The organism is Micromonospora sp. LOL_013, from assembly GCF_048060315.1.
Lineage (GTDB): Bacteria > Actinomycetota > Actinomycetes > Mycobacteriales > Micromonosporaceae > Micromonospora_E.
In genome coordinates this window covers 51,236-72,640 of sequence record NZ_JBHMIQ010000010.1, presented here as the reverse complement: position 1 = coordinate 72,640, position 21,405 = coordinate 51,236, and the positions used below count along the sequence as shown (strand labels likewise).

Genomic DNA, 21,405 nt, shown 5'->3' with positions numbered 1-21,405 from the left:
CGATGATGGACCGATGGCGACGACAGGTGGCGGCCCGGATGAGCGCTGACTCGGGCCGGTCCGTCACTGATCGGCCTGGCACCGCTGCGGACCGGCCTGTCCCAAATCGGCACGGCCCTGCGGCCCGGCTGGATCCGACCGGCGGACTGGCCGCGTTGCGTGGTCTGCTGGCCCGGCCGCTCGCGTCGTACTATCTGCTGATCTTCAGCAGCGGGCTGCTGCTGATGATCGGCCTGACCATGGTCTTCTCCGCGACCAGCATCAAGGCGTACATCGACGACGGCAGCGCGTTCAGCGTGCTGAGCCGGCAGGCGACCTTCGCGGTGATCGGTCTGGTCGCGTTCTGGATCTGCCAACGGCTGCCGGCAGCAACGTTTCGTAGTCTGGGCATCGTGGTGCTCGGCGCGGCGGTCGCCCTGCTGCTACTGCTCAACGGCCTGCTGCTGGTGTCCACGCTGGCGGGCTGGCAGGCCGCCCGGGTCGGTCCGGTGGAGGCGGAGCTGCTCTGGCTCTACTTCGGTTCCTTCCAGCTGCAACCGTCCGAGCTGGCCAAGCTCGGCCTGGTGCTGTGGGGTGCCGACGTCATCGCCCGCAAGGGTGCCGAGCTGGGTCACTGGCGGGAGTTGGCCATCCCGCTGTTCCCCGCCGTCGGCCTGCTGTTCCTCCTGGTCGGCTACAACGACCTGGGCACCATGCTGTGCATCCTGGCCCTGGTCGTCGGGCTGCTCTGGGCGGCCGGTGTACCGCTGCGGATCTTCGCCACGTTGGGCGCGGTCGGGCTGGTCGGCATCGGCCTGCTGATCGCCGCCGCCTGGCAGGGCGCCGGTTCCGGTGCCCAGGACGCGGACAACTACCGGCTGGCCCGGCTGACATCGTTCTTCACCCCACCGGACCAGTGCGTCGACGACTGCTACCAGGCGCTGCAGGCGAGGTACGCGATCGCGAACGGGGGATGGTTCGGTGAAGGGCTCGGCTCCAGCCGGTTGAAGTGGGGCTACCTGCCGCAGGCCGAGGACGATTTCATCTTCGCCATCGTCGCCGAGGAACTCGGGGTGGTCGGCTGCGTCGTGGTGCTGGCCCTGTTCGCGGTCCTCGCGTACACCGCGTTGCGGATCGCCCGTCGGGTGGACGACCCGTTCCGGCGACTTGCCGCCGCCGCGGCGGCCAGCTGGCTGATCAGCCAGGCGGTGATCAATATATCCGGGGTGATCGGGCTGCTGCCGATCACCGGTATTCCGCTGCCGTTCATCTCCGCGGGTGGCAGCGCGCTGGTGGTGACGCTCGCCGCGATCGGCATGCTGGCGTCGTTCGCCCGGGCCGAACCCGACGCCGCCCGAGCGCTCAACGCCCGTCCGCCGGCCCGCTGGGTGCGACTAGTTTGGGCCCCGCTGCCGCCGATGCCCCGCCAGCGCCACCCGGCCAAGCCGCGGATGACCGGCGTCGGACCGCGGCGGGCCGGCACCGGGCAGCCGGGCGGTCGCGGTACGTCACGGTCGGGTAGCCAGAGCGAATCGGCGCCGCCCCGTGTGCCACGGCGACGGGACGGGCGTTAACGTACCCCCGCGAAGCGCGCATCCGGGTCGACGGGCCCCGTACGCACCGCCCGGCGTGCCGCGTAAGCCGTCGGTGGTCCCGTCGGGTCCGCCGCGCGGCCACCGAGTCGAGCGAGAGGAGATGCTGATGGGTCCGCTGCGATCGGTGGTGCTGGCAGGTGGGGGGTCCGGTGGGCACATCTACCCGCTGTTGGCGTTCGCCGACTGTCTGCGTCGGCACGACCCGAGCGTGCAGATCACCTGTCTCGGTACCCCCAGAGGGCTAGAGAACGAGCTGATTCCGCCGAAAGGGTACGATCTGCGGTTGATCCCCGCACATCAGCTGCCTCGGTCGGTCAACATGGACCTCGTGCGTACACCAGACCGGATGTTCAAGGCCGCCCGCGCCGCCGGCAAGGTCATCGACGAGGTACGGGCCGAGGTGGTGGTGGGCTTCGGCGGGTACGTGTCCGTACCGGCCTACCTGGCGGCGTGGCGTCGTGAGATGCCGATCGTGGTGCACGAGGTGAACGTGCCTCCGGGGGTGGCCAACCGGATGGGTATGAAGTTCACCAAGCACGTCGCGGTGGGCTTCCCACACCAGCCGGGCCAGGCCGAGTCGCTGCGCGACGCCCGGGTGGTCGGAGTGCCGCTGCGCCGATCCATCACCGGGCTGGACCGGGCGGCCACTCGGGAAGCCGCCCGAGCGCACTTCGGGCTGCGGCCGGATCTGCCGACGGTCTTCGTCTCCGGTGGATCCCAGGGTGCCCGGTCGATCAACCTGGCGGTTTCCGGTGCGGCCAAGGAGCTGGCTCGGGCCGGTGTCCAGGTGCTGCACGCGATCGGTGCCCGCAACGAGCCGGTCTCGGTACCCAGTGATCTGCCGGTGCCGTACGTGACGCTGCCGTACCTGTCGGAGATGGAGCTCGGGTACGCCGCAGCCGACCTGATGGTCTGCCGGGGGGGTGCGATGACCTGCGCCGAGGTCGCCGCGATCGGACTGCCTGCGGTCTACGTGCCCTATCCGCACAGCAATCAGGAGCAGAAGCGAAACGCGCTGCCGGTGGTCGAGGCCGGCGGCGGTCTGCTCGTCGATGATGCCGAACTGACCCCGGCCTGGGTGGAGCAGGTCGTGGTCCCGTTGGCCCGCGACCCGCAGCGGCTGGCCGCGATGGGCTCGGCGGCGGCGCAGTACGGTCGCCGCGACGGCGACGAGGCGCTGCTCGACTTCGTCTACGAGGCGGTGTCCCGATGACCCGCACGGGAAGGTGACCACGTGAACATCACCGAGTTCGCCCCCACCGGCACGCTCACCGCCGAGGAGCTGGGGACCGTACACCTGATCGGTATCGGCGGGGTCGGGATGAGCGGCCTGGCCCGCCTGCTGCTGACCAGGGGGATCCCGGTGACCGGCAGCGAACTGCGGGACTGGCCGTCGCTGGCGGTGCTACGGGCGCTCGGCGGCACCATTCACATGAGCCACGAGGAGGCCAATCTCGACGGGGTGGACACGGTGGTCTACTCCACCGCCATCCCGGCCGACCATGTGGAGCTGGCGGCCGCCCGTCGGCGCGGGCTGCGGGTGCTGCACCGGTCGGAGGCCCTTGCGGCGGCAATGACCGGCCGGCGGACCATCGCGGTCGCCGGCACCCACGGCAAGACCACGACCACCTCGATGGTGACCCTGACCCTGCAGCGGGCCGGCGAAGACCCGTCGTTCGTCATTGGCGGCGAGATTTCCGAGGTGGGTTCGAACGCCCACCACGGTACGGGTGAGTACTTCGTTGTCGAGGCCGACGAGAGTGACCGTTCGTTCCTGCTCTACCGCCCGTTCGTGTCGATCATCACCAACATCGACGCGGACCACCTGAACACGTACGGTGATCTGGCCGGGCTCGCTGCGGGTTTCGCCGAGTTCGCCGGGTTGACCGATCCGGACGGGTTCGTGGTGACCTGCGCGGACAACCCCGGGACCCGGCAGCTCACCGAGGCGCTGCGCGACCAGGGTCGGACCGTCTACACCTACGGCGAGTCCGCTGACGCAGATCTGCGGCTGTCCGAGATCACGTCGTCCGCAGCCGGGGTCCGCTATCTGGCCACGCTGGACGGTACGACGCTCGGCGAGATCGCCCTGCCGGTGCCCGGCCGGCATCTCGGGCTCAACAGCGCCGCTGCGGTGCTCACCGCGCTGCGCCTCGGGCTGCCGTTGAGTGACGTGGTCGCCGCCCTGGGCGCGTTTCCCGGGGTACGGCGCCGTTTCGAACGCAAGGGCTCGGTCGGCGGCGTCACCGTCTACGACGAGTACGCCTACCACCCGACGTCGATGACCGCGGCGCTGCACACCATGCGGGAGGTCGCCGGTGCCGGACGGCTGGTGGTGGTGTTCCAGCCCTACCGGGTCTACCGGACCCGGGACCTGCAGGCCGAGCTGGCCGCTGCCCTGGCGATCGCCGACGAGGTGATCGTGATGGAGGTGTTCGGACCGGGTGAGCTGCGGGAGCCGGGCGAGGGCGGGGTGGCGCTGACGGCGGACGTCCCGTTGTCGGACGATCAAAAGGTGTTCGTACCGTCCTGGGAGGACGTCCCGCCGGAGGTGGTCCGCCGCTGCCAGCCGGGTGACCTGGTGGTCACGATGGGCGCTCCACCGATTTCGTTGCTGGGTGACGAACTGCTCTCCGCGCTCGCCGTTGCGGCGGCTGACGCAGGATGACCCCGCCAGGTCGCTCGCCGCGGCCCGGCTCGGGCCGGTCCGGCGCCGGTCGGGTCGGCGATGTCCGCCCGGCAGGTCGGACTGGTCGGGCCGGGGTGCCTGCCGCCCGGTCCGGTCCGGCGGGAGCGGACAGCGGACACACCCGGCGCCAGCCGGGCGGCGCGGACGGGTCCACCGGCCGCTGGCGGCTGGTTCGAGCGAGCCGGGAGGCGGTGCCGCCGTCGGTCCGGCGGTTCATGCGCCGGGCCCGGCGACGACGGTTGCGGGCCGCGCTGCCCTGGGCGGTGGCCGGCGGCCTGGCGGCCCTGGCCGCGGTCGGCTGGTGGGTGGTCTCGGCGACCTCGGTGTTCGGCGTGGAACAGGTCCGGGTCGCTGGGGCGGAGCTGGTGACCGAGTCGGACGTACGGCAGGCCGCGCAGATTCCGCCGGGAACCCCACTGGCCCGGGTGGATCTGGTCGCGGTGGCTGACCGGGTCTCCGGCCTGGCTGCGGTGGAGCGGGTGGTGGCGAGCCGGGACTGGCCGGGTACGGTGGTGATCACCGTGGTGGAGCGGGTACCGGCCGCCGTGGTGCCTCGAGGCGACGCGTTCGTGGTGGTCGATGGGGCCGGGGTGGCTTTCCGGACACTGGCCGCGCGCCCGGACGACTTGGCGGTCGTCCGGCTGGATACGGCCGAGTTCGACCAGGCGCTGGTCCGCGACGCGGTCGGGGTGCTCGAGTCGCTGACCGCCCAGCTACGTGAGGTGCTGGTGGAGATGGTGGTCAGCGGCCCGGCCGGGATCGAGCTGCGGATCGCCGACGACCGGGTGGTGATCTGGGGTGACGCCACGGAGAATGCGGTCAAGGCCCGGGTCGCCGACGCGTTGCTGGTGCAGGACGGCAGCGTGATCGACGTCAGCGCGCCGGACGTGGTGACCATCCGCTGATCCGGCATGTCGTCTGGGTGATTTCAGGACGGCTCGGTGAAGAAGGTACATTACGGGCTGCCGAGACTGGCTCGGCCCGGCGCGGCCTGCGACACGCCCAGCATGGTCCTTGGATCACGCGGTACGTGCGCATACGTTGCCCGGAGAGGTTCAGTGGTTGACATAACTCTAAGCCTCTAGTAGAGGGTGAGGGTTCGCCCCCGCTCTCGTGTACCGACGGGTCTGTCCTCCGTGGTCCCAGTGGGCCGGGTCAGGCCGGCGCCCGCCACTCTCGAAGGGAAGGCACCCCGATGACACCTCCGCACAACTACCTGGCGGTCATCAAGGTCGTCGGCATCGGCGGAGGCGGAGTCAACGCCGTCAACCGGATGATCGAGGTTGGCCTCAAGGGCGTCGAGTTCATCGCGATCAACACCGACGCCCAGGCGTTGCTGATGAGTGACGCCGACGTCAAGCTCGACGTTGGCCGGGAGCTGACCCGGGGCCTCGGCGCCGGGGCGAACCCGGACGTCGGCAAGAACGCCGCGGAGGACCACCGCGACGAGATCGAAGAGGTGCTCAAGGGTGCCGACATGGTCTTCGTCACCTGCGGTGAAGGCGGTGGTACCGGCACCGGTGGGGCGCCGGTGGTGGCCAACATCGCCCGCAAGCTCGGTGCCCTGACGATCGGCGTGGTCACCCGGCCGTTCTCCTTCGAGGGCAAGCGACGCCAGGTGCAGGCCGAGGCCGGCATCGAGGAGCTGCGCAACCAGTGCGACACGCTGATCGTCATCCCGAACGATCGGCTGCTGGCCCTCGGTGACCGGGGGATCAGCATGATGGACGCCTTCCGGCAGGCCGACCAGGTGCTGCTCTCCGGTGTCCAGGGCATCACCGACCTGATCACCACGCCTGGCCTGATCAACCTGGACTTCGCCGACGTCAAGAGCGTGATGAGCGGGGCCGGCAGCGCGCTGATGGGGATCGGCAGTGCCCGGGGCGAGAACCGGGCGGTCGAGGCGGCCGAGGCGGCGATCTCCAGCCCACTGCTGGAGCAGAGCATGGACGGTGCCCGGGGGGTGCTGCTCTCCATCGCCGGTGGCTCCGATCTCGGCCTGTTCGAGATCAACGACGCGGCACAACTGGTCACCGACGCGGCGCACGCCGACGCCAACATCATCTTCGGGGCGGTCATCGACGACGCGCTGGGCGACGAGGTGCGGGTCACCGTCATCGCGGCCGGCTTCGACGGTGGGGCTCCCGCGTACAAGCCGGCCGAGGGTCCGCGTAAGGTCCCGGCCGCACCGGTATCACCGGCCGCGCCGGCCAGCCCGGCTGTCGCCCCGGCGCCTCAGACGCCGACCCAGCAGACCCGCCGGGTGCTCTTCGACGACGTTGACGTCCCGGACTTTCTCAAGAACGGGTCATGACCGTCGACACCGAACGGCGACGTGCGGAACTGGCCGACCGGCTGACCGCCGTACGGTCCCGGCTTGCCGCCGCCACGGCGGCGGCGGGTCGGCCGGCGGACAGCGTCACACTGATCGCGGTGACCAAGACCTATCCGGCCGCCGACGTGCGGCTGCTGGCCGAACTCGGGGTCACCGACGTCGGCGAGAACCGGGACCAGGAGGCGGCGGCCAAAGTCGCCGAGCTGGCCCCCGGACCGTCCGGCGCGCCCGGACTGCGCTGGCACTTCGTCGGCCAGTTGCAGCGCAACAAGTGCCGGTCGGTGGCGGGTTACGCGGACCTGGTGCACTCGGTCGACCGGGTGCCCCTGGCCCGGGCCCTGGCCGCCGCCGCCGGTCGGCGTGGTCGACCGCTCGACGTGCTGGTGCAGGTCAGCCTGGACGGCGTGACGGGGCGTGGTGGCGCGCTGCCGGACTCGGCGGATGCGGTGACCGGCTTCTGGCCGGTGGTCGAGTGCGTCCTGGGCACGTCCGATCTGCGACTCGCCGGGGTGATGGCGGTGGCTCCGCTCGACCAGCCGCCGGAGCCGGCGTTCGCCCGGCTGGCGGAGGTGTCTGCCCAGCTCAGAGCCGCCGCGCCGGAGGCGTGGATGGTCTCGGCCGGGATGAGCGCCGACCTGGAGGCGGCGGTGAACGCCGGCGCGACACATGTCCGTGTCGGAAGTGCGTTGCTCGGAAAGCGCCCAACGCTACGGTAGCCTGGCGGCGGATACCAAACTACATCAGTGTTGTTTGAGCCGGGCTCCCCGTCGTCGGGGGTCGACGTCCGTGACCGCACATCGGTCACGGCGGGGAGCCGGTTCGGACCGGTGGGCACTGCAGTGTTCACGCGCGACAGCGGCACGGCGGGGGCGCGTGCCGCACGGCGGACGGAGGGGCGCGGCATGGGTGCACTGCGCAAAGCGGGGGTCTGGCTAGGTCTGGTCGAGGAGGACGACGACCAGGGCTACGACGACGGCTACGACAAGGGTGGCTACCGAGAGTCGCGATACCGCGACAACAGGTACGCCGACGAGTTCGCCGACGACGAGGAGCCGGACGACCCACCACCACGCGCGCGGCCACCGGTGGAGCGGCTGCGGCCGTCGGAGCGGCTGCAGGCCCGGGCCGCCGAGCGGGAGCACCGGGGTCTGGATCCCGACCGGGGTGAGCGTGCCAGTGTGCGATCGATCACCCGGGCCGGTGCCGAGGCCGCGCCGGCCAGCTACCCGACCAGGGACAATCTGGCTCTGGCGCCACAGCCCGTGGTGCGGGAGCGGATGGTCGTCGCCGAGGAGGAGCAGCGGTACCAGATCACCACGCTGCACCCGACCACCTACCGGGAGGCCCGGACGATCGGGGAGCACTTTCGCGACGGCACGCCGGTGATCATCAACCTCACCGAGATGGATGAGGCCGACGCCCGCCGTCTGGTTGATTTCGCTGCCGGTCTGGCGTTCGGTCTGCGCGGTACGATCGAACGCGTCACCAACCGGGTGTTTCTGCTCTCACCGGCCAACGTCCAGGTCACCGCGGAGGACAAGGCCAAGATAGCCGAGGGTGGATTTTTCAGCCTGGGCTAGCCCTGACCCGAGGACCTCGCCTGCCGTGTTGTCAATCTTGTTTCAAGTCCTGTATCTGCTGCTGTACGTCTTTCTGCTCACCCTGTTGGCGAGGTTTGTCCTGAGCGCGGTGCTTCAGTATGGTCGACGCTGGCAACCCGGTCGGGGTGCCGCAGCCGGATTGGAATCGGTGTGGAGCGTCACTGATCCCCCCCTTAAGGCGTTGAGGCGGGTGATCCCACCACTGCGAATTGGTACCGTGAGCTTCGACCTGGCCTCCCTTGTGCTCCTGGTTATCCTGTTCGTGCTGATCACGTTCGTGGTGGAGCCGCTGATCAGGGCAACCAACTGACCGGCGCGCTACGCGGCCGCAACTGACCCGAGGAGTTTCGATGCCGCTAACCCCGGCCGACGTCCACAACGTCGCCTTCAAAAAGCCTCCGATCGGCAAGCGGGGGTACGACGAGGAGGAGGTCGACGCCTTCCTGGACGAGGTCGAGCGTGAGCTCGCCCGTCTGATTGAGGAGAACAACGAGCTGCGCGCCCAGGTGGAGCGCGGAGGTCGTGGCGGGCCGGCGGGCCCGGGTGGCGACCCGCGTCTCGCGGCGGAGCTCAACGATATGAAGGCCCAGCTCGACCGCGTACAGCGGGACAAGGCCGCCGCCGAGCAGGCCGCCCGTGCCATGCAGGCCGAGCTGGAGCAGGTCAGGTCGGCCGGTGGCCCGGTCGTCGGTGGTGGCGGCGGCGACGGCGAGCAGCAGGCACTGCGGGTGCTGATGATGGCCCAGCGGACGGCGGACGACCACGTCTCCGACGCCCGCCGGGAGGCGGACAAGCTGCTCACCGACGCCCGCACCAAGGCCGAGGAGGTCACCCGCGAGGCGCGGGCCAAGGCCGACGCACTGGAGCGGGACGCGCGGCAGCGCCACCAGGAGGCGATGGGTGGCCTGGACGCCAAGCGAACTGCCCTGCAGAAGCACATCGAGGAGCTCAAGCAGTTCGAGCGGGAGTACCGCACCCGGCTCAAGGCGTACCTGGAGAGCCAGCTGCGCGACCTGGACGGTCGCGGGCAGGGCCTCGAGGCCGAGATGGGGCGGGTCGAGGGCGGCCGCTCCGCGTCGGGTGGTGGTGGTCTGGCGACCGCCGGCCTGGCCAGCTCCTACGGCGGTGGGCGGTCCGGCGCGCTGGAGGCCGGCCGCTGAGGCCGAGCCTCTCGCGGGGGGTACGTCAGCAACGAGGCGGCGGGGGTGAGCCGTGATAGTGGCAAGTCTGGTGCTCATCCTCGTCGCCGTCACTCTGCTCGTGTTCGGCTTGGCGAGCGGGTCCAGCCTGCTGCTGGTCGGCTCGATCGTCGCCAGTCTGCTCGCGGCGGTGGCTCTCGTGGTCGGTGCTCGGCAGGCCGCTGCGGCCCGGGCCGGCAACCTGCGCACCGGCCCGTTCGACCCGGAGCCGGTTTCCCGGCCTGAGTTCGGCGTTGGCCCCGATCCGGACCAGTGGGTTGGTCAACGGTCATTCGCCGCGCCGGTCGGTCGGCAGCCGACCGACCCGGCCGACGACCGTCTCGGCAGCGGGGCAGCCGACGACGACCCGCCCGACGAACCGGCGGTCGAGGAGACGGGTGAAACCGATCACGCCCGGCTGGCCGGGCTCGATGCCGAGGTGATCGTGGTCGACGGACGGCCCCGCTACCACCGGGCGAGCTGCCTGCACCTGGTGGCCAGGGACGGTGAGCCGCTGCCGGTGCGGGAGGCCCTGGAACTTGGATTCACCCCGTGTGGGCTCTGCCAGCCGAACCGGACCCTGCTGGCCGAGTCCGGCCGCGTCTGAACAGGCGGCTTCCTTCGTGTCCCGTGCGAGCAGCCGCCGGCCCACCCGGCCGGCCGCCGGTGCCAGCGGGCGTCCGGAGACCGGCCTGGTGGTCGCCGTCCGGGTCAAGCCCGGTGCGTCCCGCGCCCGGATCGGTGGTTGTCACCCCGGCCCGCAGGGACCGGCGCTGATCGTCGCGGTCACTGCCCCGGCGGTGGACGGCCGTGCGACGGAGGCGGCCCGGCATGCGCTCGCGACAGCGCTCGACGTGCCGACCCGGCGGGTCACGCTACGGACCGGTGCCGCCAGTCGGGACAAGCTGTTCTCGGTGGACACCGTGTCCACCGACGAGGCCGAGGCGTTGGACGCCCGGCTGCGGCGGCTGCGGGACGGGTGAACGGTTGACCACCGACACCCCGACCACGCGGCACACTCCTCGACAAGGCGCGGCAACTGTCCTTCTTGGGTGATATGTCGGCGCACGCCGCGTCGTCGTTCCCTTCTGCTCGATCTGGCCAGGCAAATCGGTGCATCACCGGACGAAAGCTGTGCCATTGTTGTCGGATGTCTTCACGTTCCGTATCCTTGCGAATCTCCGGAGTGTGCAACGGACCCGTTGTACGCCCGTTTTGTGCTTTGGGGGCAGCATGGCCGAGCTGACGGGAGCGAGGTGCCGGCCGGGTCGGGAGACCCTGTCCACCGCGCCGCGCCGTGTACCGTCCGGCCTGCCGACGCCGGAGGATCCCGTACAGGCACTGCCGATCGCCGCGGGTGACGCGGCCGAGGGAGCGACGATGGCGAAGCCAGCCGACACGAAGACCGCCGCCCGCGGGCGAGCGGCCCGGGCACCGCGCAGCGCGGCCGAGACCACCAAGATCCAGATTGCCCTGCAGGCCCGTCGGGACGAGTTGCGAGCCGAGTATGATCAGACGCTGAGCGAGATCACCGAGCTGCAGCGGGAACGGCTGACCGACTCGGCCGGCGACGACCAGGCCGACACCGGCACCAAGACGTTCGAGCGGGAGCAGGAGATCTCCCTCGCCAAGAGCATCCTGGATCGCATCAACCAGGTCGAGCGGGCGCTGGAGCGGCTGGACGAGGGTAACTACGGCTGGTGTGAGCGGTGCGGCACGGACATTCCGGTCGAGCGGCTCGCTGCCTTCCCCTCGGCCACGCTCTGCGTGTCCTGCAAGCAGATCGAGGAGCGGCGCTAGCCGGGCGGTGACGGGCCCGACGCGGGTGAGCCGCTCCACTGAGAAGGGAGAGGCGTCTGTCCGCCGACGGCGATCCGCGCCCGGACGTTCCGAACGCCGGTGGCGACGCCCCGCCAGCACCTGAAGCGGGCCCTGGCGTGCCCGTCACCGGCCAGCCGGTGACGGGCACCGGCCGACGTGCGCTGTGGGTCTTCGCCCTGGTCGCGTCGGCGGCACTGCTCGTCGACCTCGGCGCGAAGCAGTGGGCGATCAGCGCCCTGAGCGACCGGGAACCGGTCCGCCTGCTGGGCGGCGCCCTCTACCTGACGCTGATCCGCAACAGCGGTGCGGCGTTCAGCCTCGGATCCGACTACACCTGGATATTCCCGCTCGTCACCGTGGCGGTCGTCGGCTGGATCGGCTGGTTGACCAGAGGGCTGCGGTCGCTGCCCTGGGCGGTGGCGCTCGGGCTGGTCCTCGGTGGGGCGCTCGGCAACCTCCTGGACCGGGTGTTCCGCGCCCCCGGGCCCTTTCTCGGCCATGTGGTGGACATGTTCAGCGTCTTCCATCCGTACGGCCAGGTTTTCCCGATCTTCAACGTGGCCGACAGCGCGTTGGTCGTCGGCGTACTCCTTGCCGTACTGCTGGAACTGACCGGCCGACAGCGCGACGGCCGCCGGCTGTCCGGAAAGGTGGACCGTTGACCACACCTGCCCGCCATGGGGAGCGACGGTCGCTGCCGGTGCCCGACGGGCTCGACGGCACCCGGCTCGATCAGGCCGTCTCCCGGCTGTTCGGACTGTCCCGCACTGCGGCCGCCGCGTTAGTGGAGTCCGGCGACGCCGCGGTGGACGGGGTGACCCGGCACAAGTCCGACCGGGTGACCGCCGGTGCCTGGCTGGAGGTGGTCCTGCCGGCGCCCGTCGCGGCTCCGGTGGTGATCGCCCAACCGGTCGACGGGCTGCGGGTCGAGTATGCCGACGAGGACATCGTGGTGGTGGACAAGCCGGTCGGCGTGGCGGCGCACCCGAGCCCCGGATGGACCGGCCCGACCGTGCTGGCCGGTCTGGCGGCTGCCGGTCACACCATCGCGACCAGTGGCGCGGCCGAACGCCAGGGCATCGTGCACCGGCTCGACGTCGGCACCAGCGGGCTGATGGTGGTGGCCAAGAGCGAGCGCGCGTACTCGGTACTCAAGCGTGCGTTCAAAGAACGCGAGGTGGACAAGCGGTACCACGCCGTCGTACAGGGGCATCTCGACCCGTTGCGCGGGACCATCGACGCCCCGATCGACCGCCACCCCACCCACGACTACCGGTGGGCGGTCGTCTCGGGCGGCAAACCCAGCGTCACCCACTACGAGACGGTGGAGGCATTCCCCGCCGCCAGCCTGGTCGACATCCGCCTGGAAACCGGCCGCACCCATCAGATCCGGGTGCACTTCTCCGCGCTGCGGCACCCGTGCCTAGGTGACCTGACGTACGGTGCGGATCCGACACTCGCCGCCCGACTCGGACTGACCCGCCAGTGGCTGCATGCCCGTGCGCTCAGTTTCCTACACCCCCGTACGGTGGAGGAAGTTCGCTTTCACAGCGACTACCCTGACGACTTGAAGCGTGCCTTGGCCGTGCTCGGCGATTGAGAGCCGGCGAACACGCGGTCACTCAGCGTCCACCCGCCATCGGGGAAGGAGAGTCGCCCGTGCGTGCCGGCGACCTGTTGCGGCGAATCGACCGACGGCTGCTGCCGATCCTGGTGGACGCCGCCGTCCGGCTCGCGCAGCGACCGGTCCGTCCCCAGCTGCTCGTCGGGGTGGCCGGGGTGTCGATCAGCGCGGTGCTGGTCGCCGCCGTCTGGGCGGTGGATCACGACGACGGCGCCGTCCGCGCGGTGGACGACATCGTGCAGGTGGGAGTAGCCGAGGGCGAGTCCATACCCGACTACCTCCGGGCGGTTCGTGGTGAGCTGGCCACCCTACCGGAGGATCCGGCCCCGGCCGGGTCGACTGGCGACAGCTACGCACTGGTGACTTTCGATGGATATCTGGCACCCGACCGGCTCGCCGCTGTCCTGTCCGGAGTGTCCGCCGTGGAGGTCTACACCCGGGTCCCGCTGGGACGGGAGAAGACTCAGGTGATCCGGATGCCGGCCTTCCAGCTGCCCGAGGACGTGCTGACCGGGATGGATCAGGTCACCGAGCGCAAGAACAGGCAGGCGACCGACTACCGCCGCCGGGTCGCCGAACTCGGCCGGGCGGCCGACCTGGACCAGTGGCTGGCCTACGACAAGGGCGCCCGGGTGGCCACCGCCGAGGCCGCCGCCTACCGCGAGCACTGTGCCTGCGTGTTCGCAGCGGTGGTCCAGGGCGTCCCGGTAGACCTGCGCAGGCTGGCCCGGCTGGCCGAGGTCCGGGCCGTCGATCCCGCGCCCGAGGTCCGCCGCCTGGACCGGGCGGTGTTCCTGCCTCCGCTACCGGAGTACGACGGGGTGGTGCCGATTGGCGACGCCGCGCTCACCAGCAGCGGGTTGCCGTTCGATGTTCTGGCCGCCGAGCCGAGCGGTGCGGCCGACAGTGCGGTCGGCGGTGGCCCGACCGGCGTCGCTCCGGCGACCGACGGCGCCCCGGACGTGGGGCCAGGGGCGCAGACCGGGCCCGCGCCCGACCACGATTCCGCCCCGGACAGCGCCGATTCCGCCCCGGACGCCGACGTCGGCACCCGGGACGGAGCCGACACGTCGCCGGCCGGTCCTGGGATCCCGGCAGCTCCTGGAAACCCGGTCGGTCCTGGAAACCCGGCAGCTCCTGGAAACCCGGCGGGTCGGGCCAACCCGTCGGCCGGGTCGGGGAGCCCGACCACGGCTCCGTCGGGCAGGTCGACCAGCGGTGCGGGCCGTCCGGCCACGCCGGCTGGCTGTACCCCGTTCCAGACCGGCGCGTCGTCGGCCACCGTCGGACCGTCGGGCTGCCCGGAGCACCCCCGGTGAACCTTGGTAGCGGGCCGGTATCGACCACCGGTGTCTCGGTTCCGTACGCTACCCCCGGTGCCGCCACGATCCTCGTAAGGTGACGGCTGCGGTGACCGGACTGGGGGAGTCCGGCAGAGATGGCCGGTAGGGGCGAACAACGGGCCTTTGGCGGTGTGGCCTGAACAGGTCTAGCTTCGTAGCCTGTCAGGCGGGGACCGATAGCGCTGGGAGGGCGAGCCGTGGAGGGCACCGAGTCCGGCTGGGGCCGGCCTGCCGAACCAGCGCCGCGCTGGCGTGCGCTGCTCGACCGGGCTCGCCTCGGTGGCCGTACCGGTGAGCAGCCAGAGGTTGCGGATCGCAGTGGGGCGGCGCCCCGCTCTCGGGAGAACGGTCGCGGAACCGCGCAGGTGCCCAACGGCGTCGCGCAGGTGCCGGGTCACCACCCGGAGCCGGGCAATCCCACCGGTTCCAGCTGGATGGGCGACTCCGGCCATCCAGCCGGTCCCGGTCGCGCGTCAGGCCTTGGCCGCCCTGCCGATCCCGGCTATCCGGCGGATCCCGGCTATCCGGCCGACCAGGGTCCACCGGCACCGGCCGCCGGTCGGTACGCCGCGCTGGCACCGCCTCCGGGCCCGGTAGCCCCGGGTGGCTACGCGCCCGGCTACCCGGTGATGCCCGGCCCTCCTCCGGACCGGGGCGCTCGCCCGGTGCGCCCGAGTGTGCCGCCACCCCAGGAGCAGGGTTTCCCGGGCGGCCCCGAGGTGGGCGGCTATCCGCCGGTCGCCGAGCCGCCCCGCCGGGCCGGGCCGGGGCCGGGGTACCCGCCGGGTCCGGACGGCGGCGGCGGATATCCGGCGCGGATCGAGTGGCGGGAGAGTCGGCCCGACGCCGAGGTCGACCGGGCCACTGGCATCCTGCGGCGCAACCTCGGCATACCGCGGGTGCTGGCGTTCGCGAATCCGAAGGGCGGGGTGCACAAGACGACGGCGACCGTCCTCGCTGCGGCGACGATCGGCAGCGTCCGTGGCCGCGGGGTGCTCGCCTGGGACGACAACGAGCTGCGCGGCACGCTCGGCCTGCGGGCCGGCAGCGCCCGACATGCCCGGACCATCCGCCATCTGATCTCCGATCTGGTGGAGATCGAGGGCGCGCACGGCTACGAGTTGACCGACCGGCTCGACGACTACCTCCGGCACGCCTCCGACGGCTCGTACGACGTACTCGCCGGTGAGGAGAGCCCTCGGTTTGCGCAGCGTCTCGACCCGCACACCGTACGGCGGGTGTTGGAGCTGCTCCGCCGCACCCACGACGTGATCTGTGTGGACACCGGCAACAACGTGGAGAGCGCGAACTGGCAGACCGTCCTGCAGGCCGCCGATCAGCTGGTGGTCACCTGCGTGCCCCGGGAGGACGCGGCGTTCACCGCGGACTGGATGCTGGACCTGCTGGACGACGTCGGCATGGGCGACCTGGTACGTAACGCGGTGACGTTGCTGTCCTGCCCGAGCCCGGGGGCGATGCCGTTGCTCGACGACCTGCGCCAGCACTTCGCCACCCGGACCCGGGCGGTGGCCGTGGTCCCCTACGATCCGGCGCTGGAGACCGGATCGTCGATCGAGTACGTGCAGTTGCAGCCGGAGACGCGGCAGGCGTGGCTGCAGGCGGCCTCGATGATGCTGGAGCCGTTCGTCCGCTGACGGTGCCACCCCACGATCGGTCAACTGTTGGTCGGCCGATCGTGGGGGGGTGACCCCTACGACCGATTCTGCGGGGCCGTGTCTGATCAAGCTATGTCGCTGCGCCACCAGTCGGTGACGGCGTCGTCTGGCTCAGCGGAGTGACCCCTGGCGCGACGGTCGCGATCCGCCAGGGTGACGCCGAGCGGGGCGCGAGAGCGGCCGGATCATGCGGGTGGAGCTGCGTCCGGCCTGACCGACGTGCGGTACGTCAGTCGGCCGGCACCCGGTCGGCCGTTGGCTGACAGCCGTGCGCCACCCCCCAGCGGGAGCATCGGCCGTCCGGGTAGGGCGTCGTGTGCGCGATCCAGGCGAAGTAGCCGGCGTGGTTGGTCCGCTCGTCGGGCAGGTACCGGTCGACGGTGGCGGACCCGGCGGAGGCGAGCACGAACAGCAGCGGCACGAGCAGCAGCCCGACCGGGGCGGTCGGCTCTCGGCCGGCTGGGCCGGTGGCGCCGGGGCCGGTGGCGCCGGTGCGGTCGCGCCAGCGTTGGACGGCGAGCAGGACACCGAATCCGGTGAGGATCAGTAGACAGTAGAGCACCACTGCGGTGGTCCGCGGATACAGCCGTACGGTCTGGGTCTCCCACTGTTCACTGGCCAGCCACATCCGCAGGAACCAGGCGCTGGCCGCGCACGCGCCGAGGGCGATCACGATGCTGCGGCGCCAGGCCAGCGCGAGGGCCAGCCCGAGCCCGCCCGCGAGCAGCAGGGTGAACAGCCCGACCCCGCCGAGTTCGCCGACCGGGGGCCAGACCGGGCCGACGTCGGCCGGTCGGTCGTTGCGCCACATCGCGATGTACGCCGGCTCGGTGTCGGTGTCGAAGTAGAAGTAGTCGTCGGAGGTGCCGCCGGTCGGGGCGAGCAGGCCGCGTAGATGTACCCAGCCGACCAGCACGAAGCTGACCACGGTCGCGCCGCCGAGTAGCAGGACCGACCGCCAGCCGGTCCGCCACGGGGCGGTCAGTGCGACGGCCACCAGCATGCCGCCCGCGCACCAGACGAACCATCCGGAGTAGAGCAGGAAGAGCAGCCCGAGGCCGACCCCGGCCAGCGTGCCGGCCAGCAGTGCCCGCCGGGCGGTCATCCGGTCCGCCCGGCGGACCGTCGACAGGAACTTCACCAGCACCGGGATCAGCATCACCAGGGTGATCTGCGGGTACGGCTTGACCGGTTCGATCATCGGCAGCATCGCCAGTACCCCGACGGTCACCGCCCAGAGCGGACGCAGCACCAACCGCCAGGCGAGGTAGGCGGCCGGGCCGAACAGGGCCGTACCGGCCAACTGGAGGTCCTTGAGGGCGAGGACGTGCGGTTGGTCGGTCAGCCGGGCCCAGGCCCCGATCATCCAGAAGACGGCCGGTGGGTAGTGGTCGGAGATTTCCTGCCCGGACCACAACGCGGCGGTCCATTCGAGAATCCACTGGTAGTCGCCGCCGCCGGCCCACAGCGGCAGCTGGGTGCCGCGCAGTGCCACCGCGATCCCACCGGCGACGAGCCCGGTGGCGAGCCCGGCGATCGCGGCGCAGCCGGCCCGGACGATGTACGGGCGGTGTGCCGGGGCGAGCAGCCGGTGGGTCAGCACCATCGCGACGACCAGCACGCCGGCCAGCACCGCGAACCGGAGCTGGAGTGCCGCCAGGCCGCTCACCTGGCCTTTCCGGTCCAGTGGATCGACATCTATGTCTTTGCTCCAGGCCAGGAACCCGAACGCGGTGCCGATGCTGACCAGCGCCTCGATGCCGATGCCGGCCAACCTGGAGCGAAATGTGGGTCTCTGTCTGATTGCCTTCACACAGAGACGGTAAACCCTCACTGGCGGTGTTGTCGGGTGGAGCTCGTGGTCCGCCGAGAGTGTCGCGAGTCGGGGCGGGCGAAAGTGGGTGTCGACCGGGTGGCGGTGGATCCCCGCGTGGCTCGATGCGGTGCCGGCGGCGACACGATAGGGTTCGCTGGTCGTGCCGGGACGGGAGAAGGGGGCCGGGTCGGTGTCCGATGGTTTTGTGCACCTGCACGTGCACACAGAGTATTCGATGCTCGATGGAGCGGCCCGGTTGAAGGAACTGTTCGCCGAGGCCAACCGTCTGGAAATGCCGGCCCTGGCGATGACCGACCACGGCAATCTTTTCGGCGCGTACGATTTCTTCAAGCAGGCGACCGGTGCCGGGGTGAAACCGATCATCGGCCTGGAGGCGTATCTGACGCCGGGGACGGATCGTCGGGACCGGACCAGGGTTCGGTGGGCCGACGGCGGGGAGAACGACGTCTCCGGTGGTGGCGCGTACACCCACATGACGATGCTGGCGGCGGACGCGGACGGCCTGCGTAACCTGTTCCGGCTGGGCTCGCGGGCGAGCCTGGAGGGGTACTTCTACAAGCCGCGTGCGGACCGGGAACTGCTGAACGAGTACGGCAAGGGGATCATCGCGACGACGGGGTGCCCGTCCGGTGAGGTCCAGACCTGGTTGCGGATCGGTGACTTCGAGAAGGCGTGCGCGTCGGCGGCTGAATTCCGCGACATCTTCGGGGCCGACAATTTCTACCTGGAGTTGATGGATCACGGTCTGGGTATCGAGACCCGGGTCCGGGATGATCTGATCCGGCTAGGTAAGCGGTTGAATCTCAAACCGGTCGCGACCAATGATCTGCACTACACGCATGAACGGGACGCGGATGCGCACGAGGTGCTGCTGTGCGTTCAGTCCGGTTCGACTATGGCGGACCCGAAGCGGTTCAAGTTCGACGCGCGGGACTTCTATCTGAAATCCGCTTCGGAGATGCGGAAACTGTGGGACGCCGAGGTGCCGGGGGCGTGTGACAACACTCTCGAGATCGCCGAGAAGATCGGCGACTATTCGGCGTTGTTCGCGTCCCGTGACCTGATGCCGCAGTTCCCGGTGCCGGCCGGGGAGACCGAGGAGTCGTTCCTGCGGGCCGAGGTGCTGCGTGGGCTGGAGCGCCGGTTCCCCGGTGGGGTGCCCGAAGGGCACCGCCGGCAGGCCGAGTACGAGCTCGACGTGATCCTCAAGATGGGTTTCCCCGGCTACTTCCTGGTGACCGCGGACCTGGTGCACTACGCCAAACGGGAGGGGATCCGGGTCGGTCCGGGCCGTGGTTCGGCGGCCGGGGCGCTGATCGCGTACGCCCTGGGTATCACGGAGCTGGACCCGATCCCGCACGGCCTGCTGTTCGAGCGGTTCCTGAATCCGGACCGGGTGTCGATGCCGGATATCGACATGGACTTCGACGAGCGTCGCCGCGGTGACATGATCCGGTACGCGACCGAGCGGTACGGCGAGGAGCGGGTCGCCCAGATCATCACCTACGGCACGATCAAGGCGAAGGCCGCGATCAAGGACGCGGCGCGGGTGCTCGGCTATCCGTTCGCGATGGGTGACCGGATCACCAAGGCGATGCCGCCGCCGGTGATGGGCAAGGACATCCCGCTGACCGGCATCTTCGACCCGAAGCACCCGCGCTACCCGGAGGCGGTGGAGTTCCGGGCGTTGTACGAGTCCGACGGCGAGGTCCGCAAGATCGTCGACACGGCCAAGGGTCTGGAGGGGCTGAAACGGCAGTGGGGGGTGCATGCGGCCGGGGTGATCCTGTCCCGGGATCCGCTCGTCGACGTGCTGCCGATCCAGAAGCGGGAGCAGGACGGGGCGATCATCACCCAGTGGGACATGGGCGCGTGTGAGTCCATCGGCCTGCTGAAGATGGACTTCCTCGGGCTGCGCAACCTGACCGTGATGGACGACTGCCTGGCCGGGATCGCCGACAACCAGAACCTCAACCTGGTCCTGGAGGATCTGCCGCTGGACGACAAGCGCGCCTACGAGCTGCTCGCCCGCGGTGACACGCTCGGGGTGTTCCAGCTCGACGGCGGGCCGATGCGGTCGCTGCTGCGGTCGATGGTGCCGGACAACTTCGAGGACATCTCCGCCGTCCTCGCCCTGTACCGGCCGGGTCCGATGGGCGCCAACGCGCACAACGAGTACGCCGACCGCAAGAACAACCGCAAACCGGTGGTGCCGATCCACCCCGAGCTGGCCGAACCGCTCGCCGACATCCTGGGCGACACCTACGGGTTGATCGTCTACCAGGAGCAGGTCATGGCGATCGCCCAGCAGCTGGCCGGCTACACGCTCGGCGCCGCTGACCTGCTGCGCCGGGCGATGGGCAAGAAGAAGAAGGAGATCCTGGACAAGGAGTACGTGCCGTTCTCGCAGGGCATGCGGGACAACGGCTACTCCGACGAGGCGATCAAGACGCTGTGGGACATCCTGGTCCCGTTCTCCGACTACGCGTTCAACAAGGCGCACACCGCCGGCTACGGCCTGGTGTCCTACTGGACCGCCTATCTGAAGGCCAACTACCCGGCCGAGTACATGGCCGCGCTGCTGACCAGCGTCGGCGACGACAAGGACAAGGCCGCCGTCTACCTGGCCGAGTGCCGGCGGATGAAGATCAAGGTGCTGCCGCCGGACGTCAACGCCTCCGGGGCCCGGTTCACCGCCGTCGGCGCCGACATCCGGTTCGGCCTGGCCGCCGTGCGTAACGTGGGCACGAACGTGGTCGACGCGATCGCCCGGTGCCGCAAGGACAAGGGCGCCTACACCGACTTCTACGACTTCCTGCGCAAGGTCGACCCGGTGGCCTGCAACAAACGCACCGTCGAGTCGTTGATCAAGGCGGGCGCGTTCGACTCCCTCGGCCACACCCGCCGGGGCCTGCTGACGGTGCACGCCGACGCGATCGACTCGTTCATGGACCTCAAACGCAACGAGGCGGTCGGCCAGTACGACCTGTTCGGCGACGCGTTCGGCGCCGCCGACCCGGCCGGCGGCGGCGCGGGCCCGATGGTGGTCACCCCGCCGATCCCCGACGACGAGTGGGACAAGACCGACCTGCTCACCTTCGAACGGGAGATGCTCGGCCTGTACGTCTCCGACCATCCGCTGTTCGGAGTCGAGCACGTCCTCGCCAACGCCGCCGACATGTCCATCGCCGCCCTCGCCGAGGACGGCGCGGTCGCCGACGGCACCGTGGTCGTCCTGGCCGGCATCCTCTCCGGGGTACAGCGGCGGATCACCAAGCAGGGCCGGGCGTGGGCGTCGGCCACCCTGGAGGACCTGGGCGGCGCCGTCGAGGTGCTGTTCTTCCCGAACACCTACGAACTCGTCGGCCAGTACATCGCCGAGGACGCCATCGTCGTGGTCAAGGGCCGGGTCGATCGACGCGACGACCAGCCCCGGCTGATGGCGATGGACCTGTCCGTACCGGAGATCACCGCCGCCGACGAGATCAAACCCATCGTGATCGCGCTGTCCCCGGCCCGCTGCACCCCGCCCCTGGTCGACAGCCTCCGCGACGTGCTGACCAGCCACCCCGGCTCGGCCGAGGTACACGTCAAACTCGTCAACGGCGGCCGCGCCACCCTGCTGCGCCTCGGCCCGCACCGGGTCGCCCCGACGACCGCCCTGATGGCCGACCTCAAGGCGCTCCTCGGCCCTACCGCCGTGGCCGGCTGAGACCTGCGAGAGGAT

18 protein-coding genes are annotated in these 21,405 nt (G+C 70.6%); 17 read left to right on the top strand and 1 reads right to left on the bottom strand.

What is annotated here, in order from left to right:
* The first annotated feature begins 146 nt into the window (after positions 1-146).
* From ACFHWS_RS08970 to ACFHWS_RS08895, 16 genes are all read left to right on the top strand, one after another.
* A complete protein-coding gene (locus tag ACFHWS_RS08970; RefSeq protein WP_416551817.1) occupies positions 147-1,553 on the top strand; it encodes an FtsW/RodA/SpoVE family cell cycle protein in 1,407 nt (468 codons plus the stop codon).
* 127 nt (positions 1,554-1,680) lie between these two features.
* Positions 1,681-2,787, top strand: coding sequence for an undecaprenyldiphospho-muramoylpentapeptide beta-N-acetylglucosaminyltransferase (gene murG / locus ACFHWS_RS08965; RefSeq protein WP_416551738.1), 1,107 nt, complete (start codon positions 1,681-1,683; stop codon positions 2,785-2,787).
* Positions 2,788-2,808: 21 nt separating this feature from the next.
* A complete protein-coding gene (gene murC, locus ACFHWS_RS08960; RefSeq protein ID WP_416551739.1) occupies positions 2,809-4,242 on the top strand; it encodes a UDP-N-acetylmuramate--L-alanine ligase in 1,434 nt (477 codons plus the stop codon).
* Positions 4,243-4,430: 188 nt separating this feature from the next.
* On the top strand, positions 4,431-5,168 hold the full coding sequence (locus ACFHWS_RS08955) for a cell division protein FtsQ/DivIB (protein ID WP_416551818.1): 738 nt from the start codon (positions 4,431-4,433) through the stop codon (positions 5,166-5,168).
* 290 nt (positions 5,169-5,458) lie between these two features.
* A complete protein-coding gene (gene ftsZ, locus ACFHWS_RS08950) occupies positions 5,459-6,577 on the top strand; it encodes a cell division protein FtsZ (protein WP_416551740.1) in 1,119 nt (372 codons plus the stop codon).
* Positions 6,574-7,314 (top strand): YggS family pyridoxal phosphate-dependent enzyme, encoded by a 741-nt coding sequence (locus tag ACFHWS_RS08945; RefSeq protein ID WP_416551741.1) that lies wholly within the window; start codon positions 6,574-6,576, stop codon positions 7,312-7,314. Before ftsZ ends, ACFHWS_RS08945 begins: the two co-directional genes overlap by 4 nt.
* A gap of 186 nt (positions 7,315-7,500) precedes the next feature.
* Positions 7,501-8,178 carry a cell division protein SepF gene (locus ACFHWS_RS08940; protein WP_416551742.1) on the top strand — a complete coding sequence of 226 codons (678 nt, stop codon included), beginning with the start codon at positions 7,501-7,503 and terminating at the stop codon, positions 8,176-8,178.
* 25 nt (positions 8,179-8,203) lie between these two features.
* Positions 8,204-8,509, top strand: coding sequence for a YggT family protein (locus ACFHWS_RS08935; RefSeq protein WP_123602596.1), 306 nt, complete (start codon positions 8,204-8,206; stop codon positions 8,507-8,509).
* Between the two features lie 40 nt (positions 8,510-8,549).
* Positions 8,550-9,359: a DivIVA domain-containing protein gene (locus ACFHWS_RS08930; RefSeq protein ID WP_416551743.1), complete on the top strand. Its 810-nt coding sequence runs from the start codon at positions 8,550-8,552 to the stop codon at positions 9,357-9,359.
* A gap of 52 nt (positions 9,360-9,411) precedes the next feature.
* Positions 9,412-9,984, top strand: a complete 573-nt coding sequence (locus tag ACFHWS_RS08925) for a hypothetical protein (protein ID WP_416567981.1) — start codon at positions 9,412-9,414, stop codon at positions 9,982-9,984.
* Between the two features lie 85 nt (positions 9,985-10,069).
* On the top strand, positions 10,070-10,360 hold the full coding sequence (locus ACFHWS_RS08920) for a DUF167 domain-containing protein (protein WP_416551819.1): 291 nt from the start codon (positions 10,070-10,072) through the stop codon (positions 10,358-10,360).
* Between the two features lie 397 nt (positions 10,361-10,757).
* Entirely contained in the window at positions 10,758-11,177 is a 420-nt protein-coding gene (locus ACFHWS_RS08915; protein ID WP_278174555.1) for a TraR/DksA family transcriptional regulator, read from the top strand.
* A gap of 56 nt (positions 11,178-11,233) precedes the next feature.
* Positions 11,234-11,860: a signal peptidase II gene (gene lspA, locus ACFHWS_RS08910; RefSeq protein ID WP_416568012.1), complete on the top strand. Its 627-nt coding sequence runs from the start codon at positions 11,234-11,236 to the stop codon at positions 11,858-11,860.
* Positions 11,857-12,798, top strand: a complete 942-nt coding sequence (locus tag ACFHWS_RS08905) for an RluA family pseudouridine synthase (protein ID WP_416551745.1) — start codon at positions 11,857-11,859, stop codon at positions 12,796-12,798. The genes lspA and ACFHWS_RS08905 overlap by 4 nt, the downstream gene beginning before the upstream one ends.
* A 59-nt stretch (positions 12,799-12,857) precedes the next feature.
* Positions 12,858-14,141 carry a hypothetical protein gene (locus ACFHWS_RS08900; protein WP_416551746.1) on the top strand — a complete coding sequence of 428 codons (1,284 nt, stop codon included), beginning with the start codon at positions 12,858-12,860 and terminating at the stop codon, positions 14,139-14,141.
* A gap of 200 nt (positions 14,142-14,341) precedes the next feature.
* Positions 14,342-15,820, top strand: coding sequence for an AAA family ATPase (locus ACFHWS_RS08895; protein ID WP_416568011.1), 1,479 nt, complete (start codon positions 14,342-14,344; stop codon positions 15,818-15,820).
* Positions 15,821-16,070: 250 nt separating this feature from the next.
* Here the strand turns inward: ACFHWS_RS08895 and ACFHWS_RS08890 are convergent, their stop codons facing one another.
* Complete coding sequence (locus tag ACFHWS_RS08890; protein WP_416567980.1) at positions 16,071-17,654, bottom strand: hypothetical protein; 1,584 nt, start codon at positions 17,652-17,654, stop codon at positions 16,071-16,073.
* A gap of 193 nt (positions 17,655-17,847) precedes the next feature.
* Here ACFHWS_RS08890 and dnaE point away from each other — a divergent pair, with 193 nt between their 5' ends.
* Positions 17,848-21,390, top strand: coding sequence for a DNA polymerase III subunit alpha (gene dnaE, locus ACFHWS_RS08885; protein ID WP_416551748.1), 3,543 nt, complete (start codon positions 17,848-17,850; stop codon positions 21,388-21,390).
* Positions 21,391-21,405 lie beyond the last annotated feature (15 nt).

Coding starts and splice junctions, on each gene's coding strand:
- murG (WP_416551738.1), top strand. CDS start 1,681: ATGGGTCCGCTGCGATCGGTGGTGCTGGCAGGTGGGGGGTCCGGTGGG.
- ftsZ (WP_416551740.1), top strand. CDS start 5,459: ATGACACCTCCGCACAACTACCTGGCGGTCATCAAGGTCGTCGGCATC.
- ACFHWS_RS08945 (WP_416551741.1), top strand. CDS start 6,574: ATGACCGTCGACACCGAACGGCGACGTGCGGAACTGGCCGACCGGCTG.
- ACFHWS_RS08940 (WP_416551742.1), top strand. CDS start 7,501: ATGGGTGCACTGCGCAAAGCGGGGGTCTGGCTAGGTCTGGTCGAGGAG.
- ACFHWS_RS08930 (WP_416551743.1), top strand. CDS start 8,550: ATGCCGCTAACCCCGGCCGACGTCCACAACGTCGCCTTCAAAAAGCCT.
- ACFHWS_RS08915 (WP_278174555.1), top strand. CDS start 10,758: ATGGCGAAGCCAGCCGACACGAAGACCGCCGCCCGCGGGCGAGCGGCC.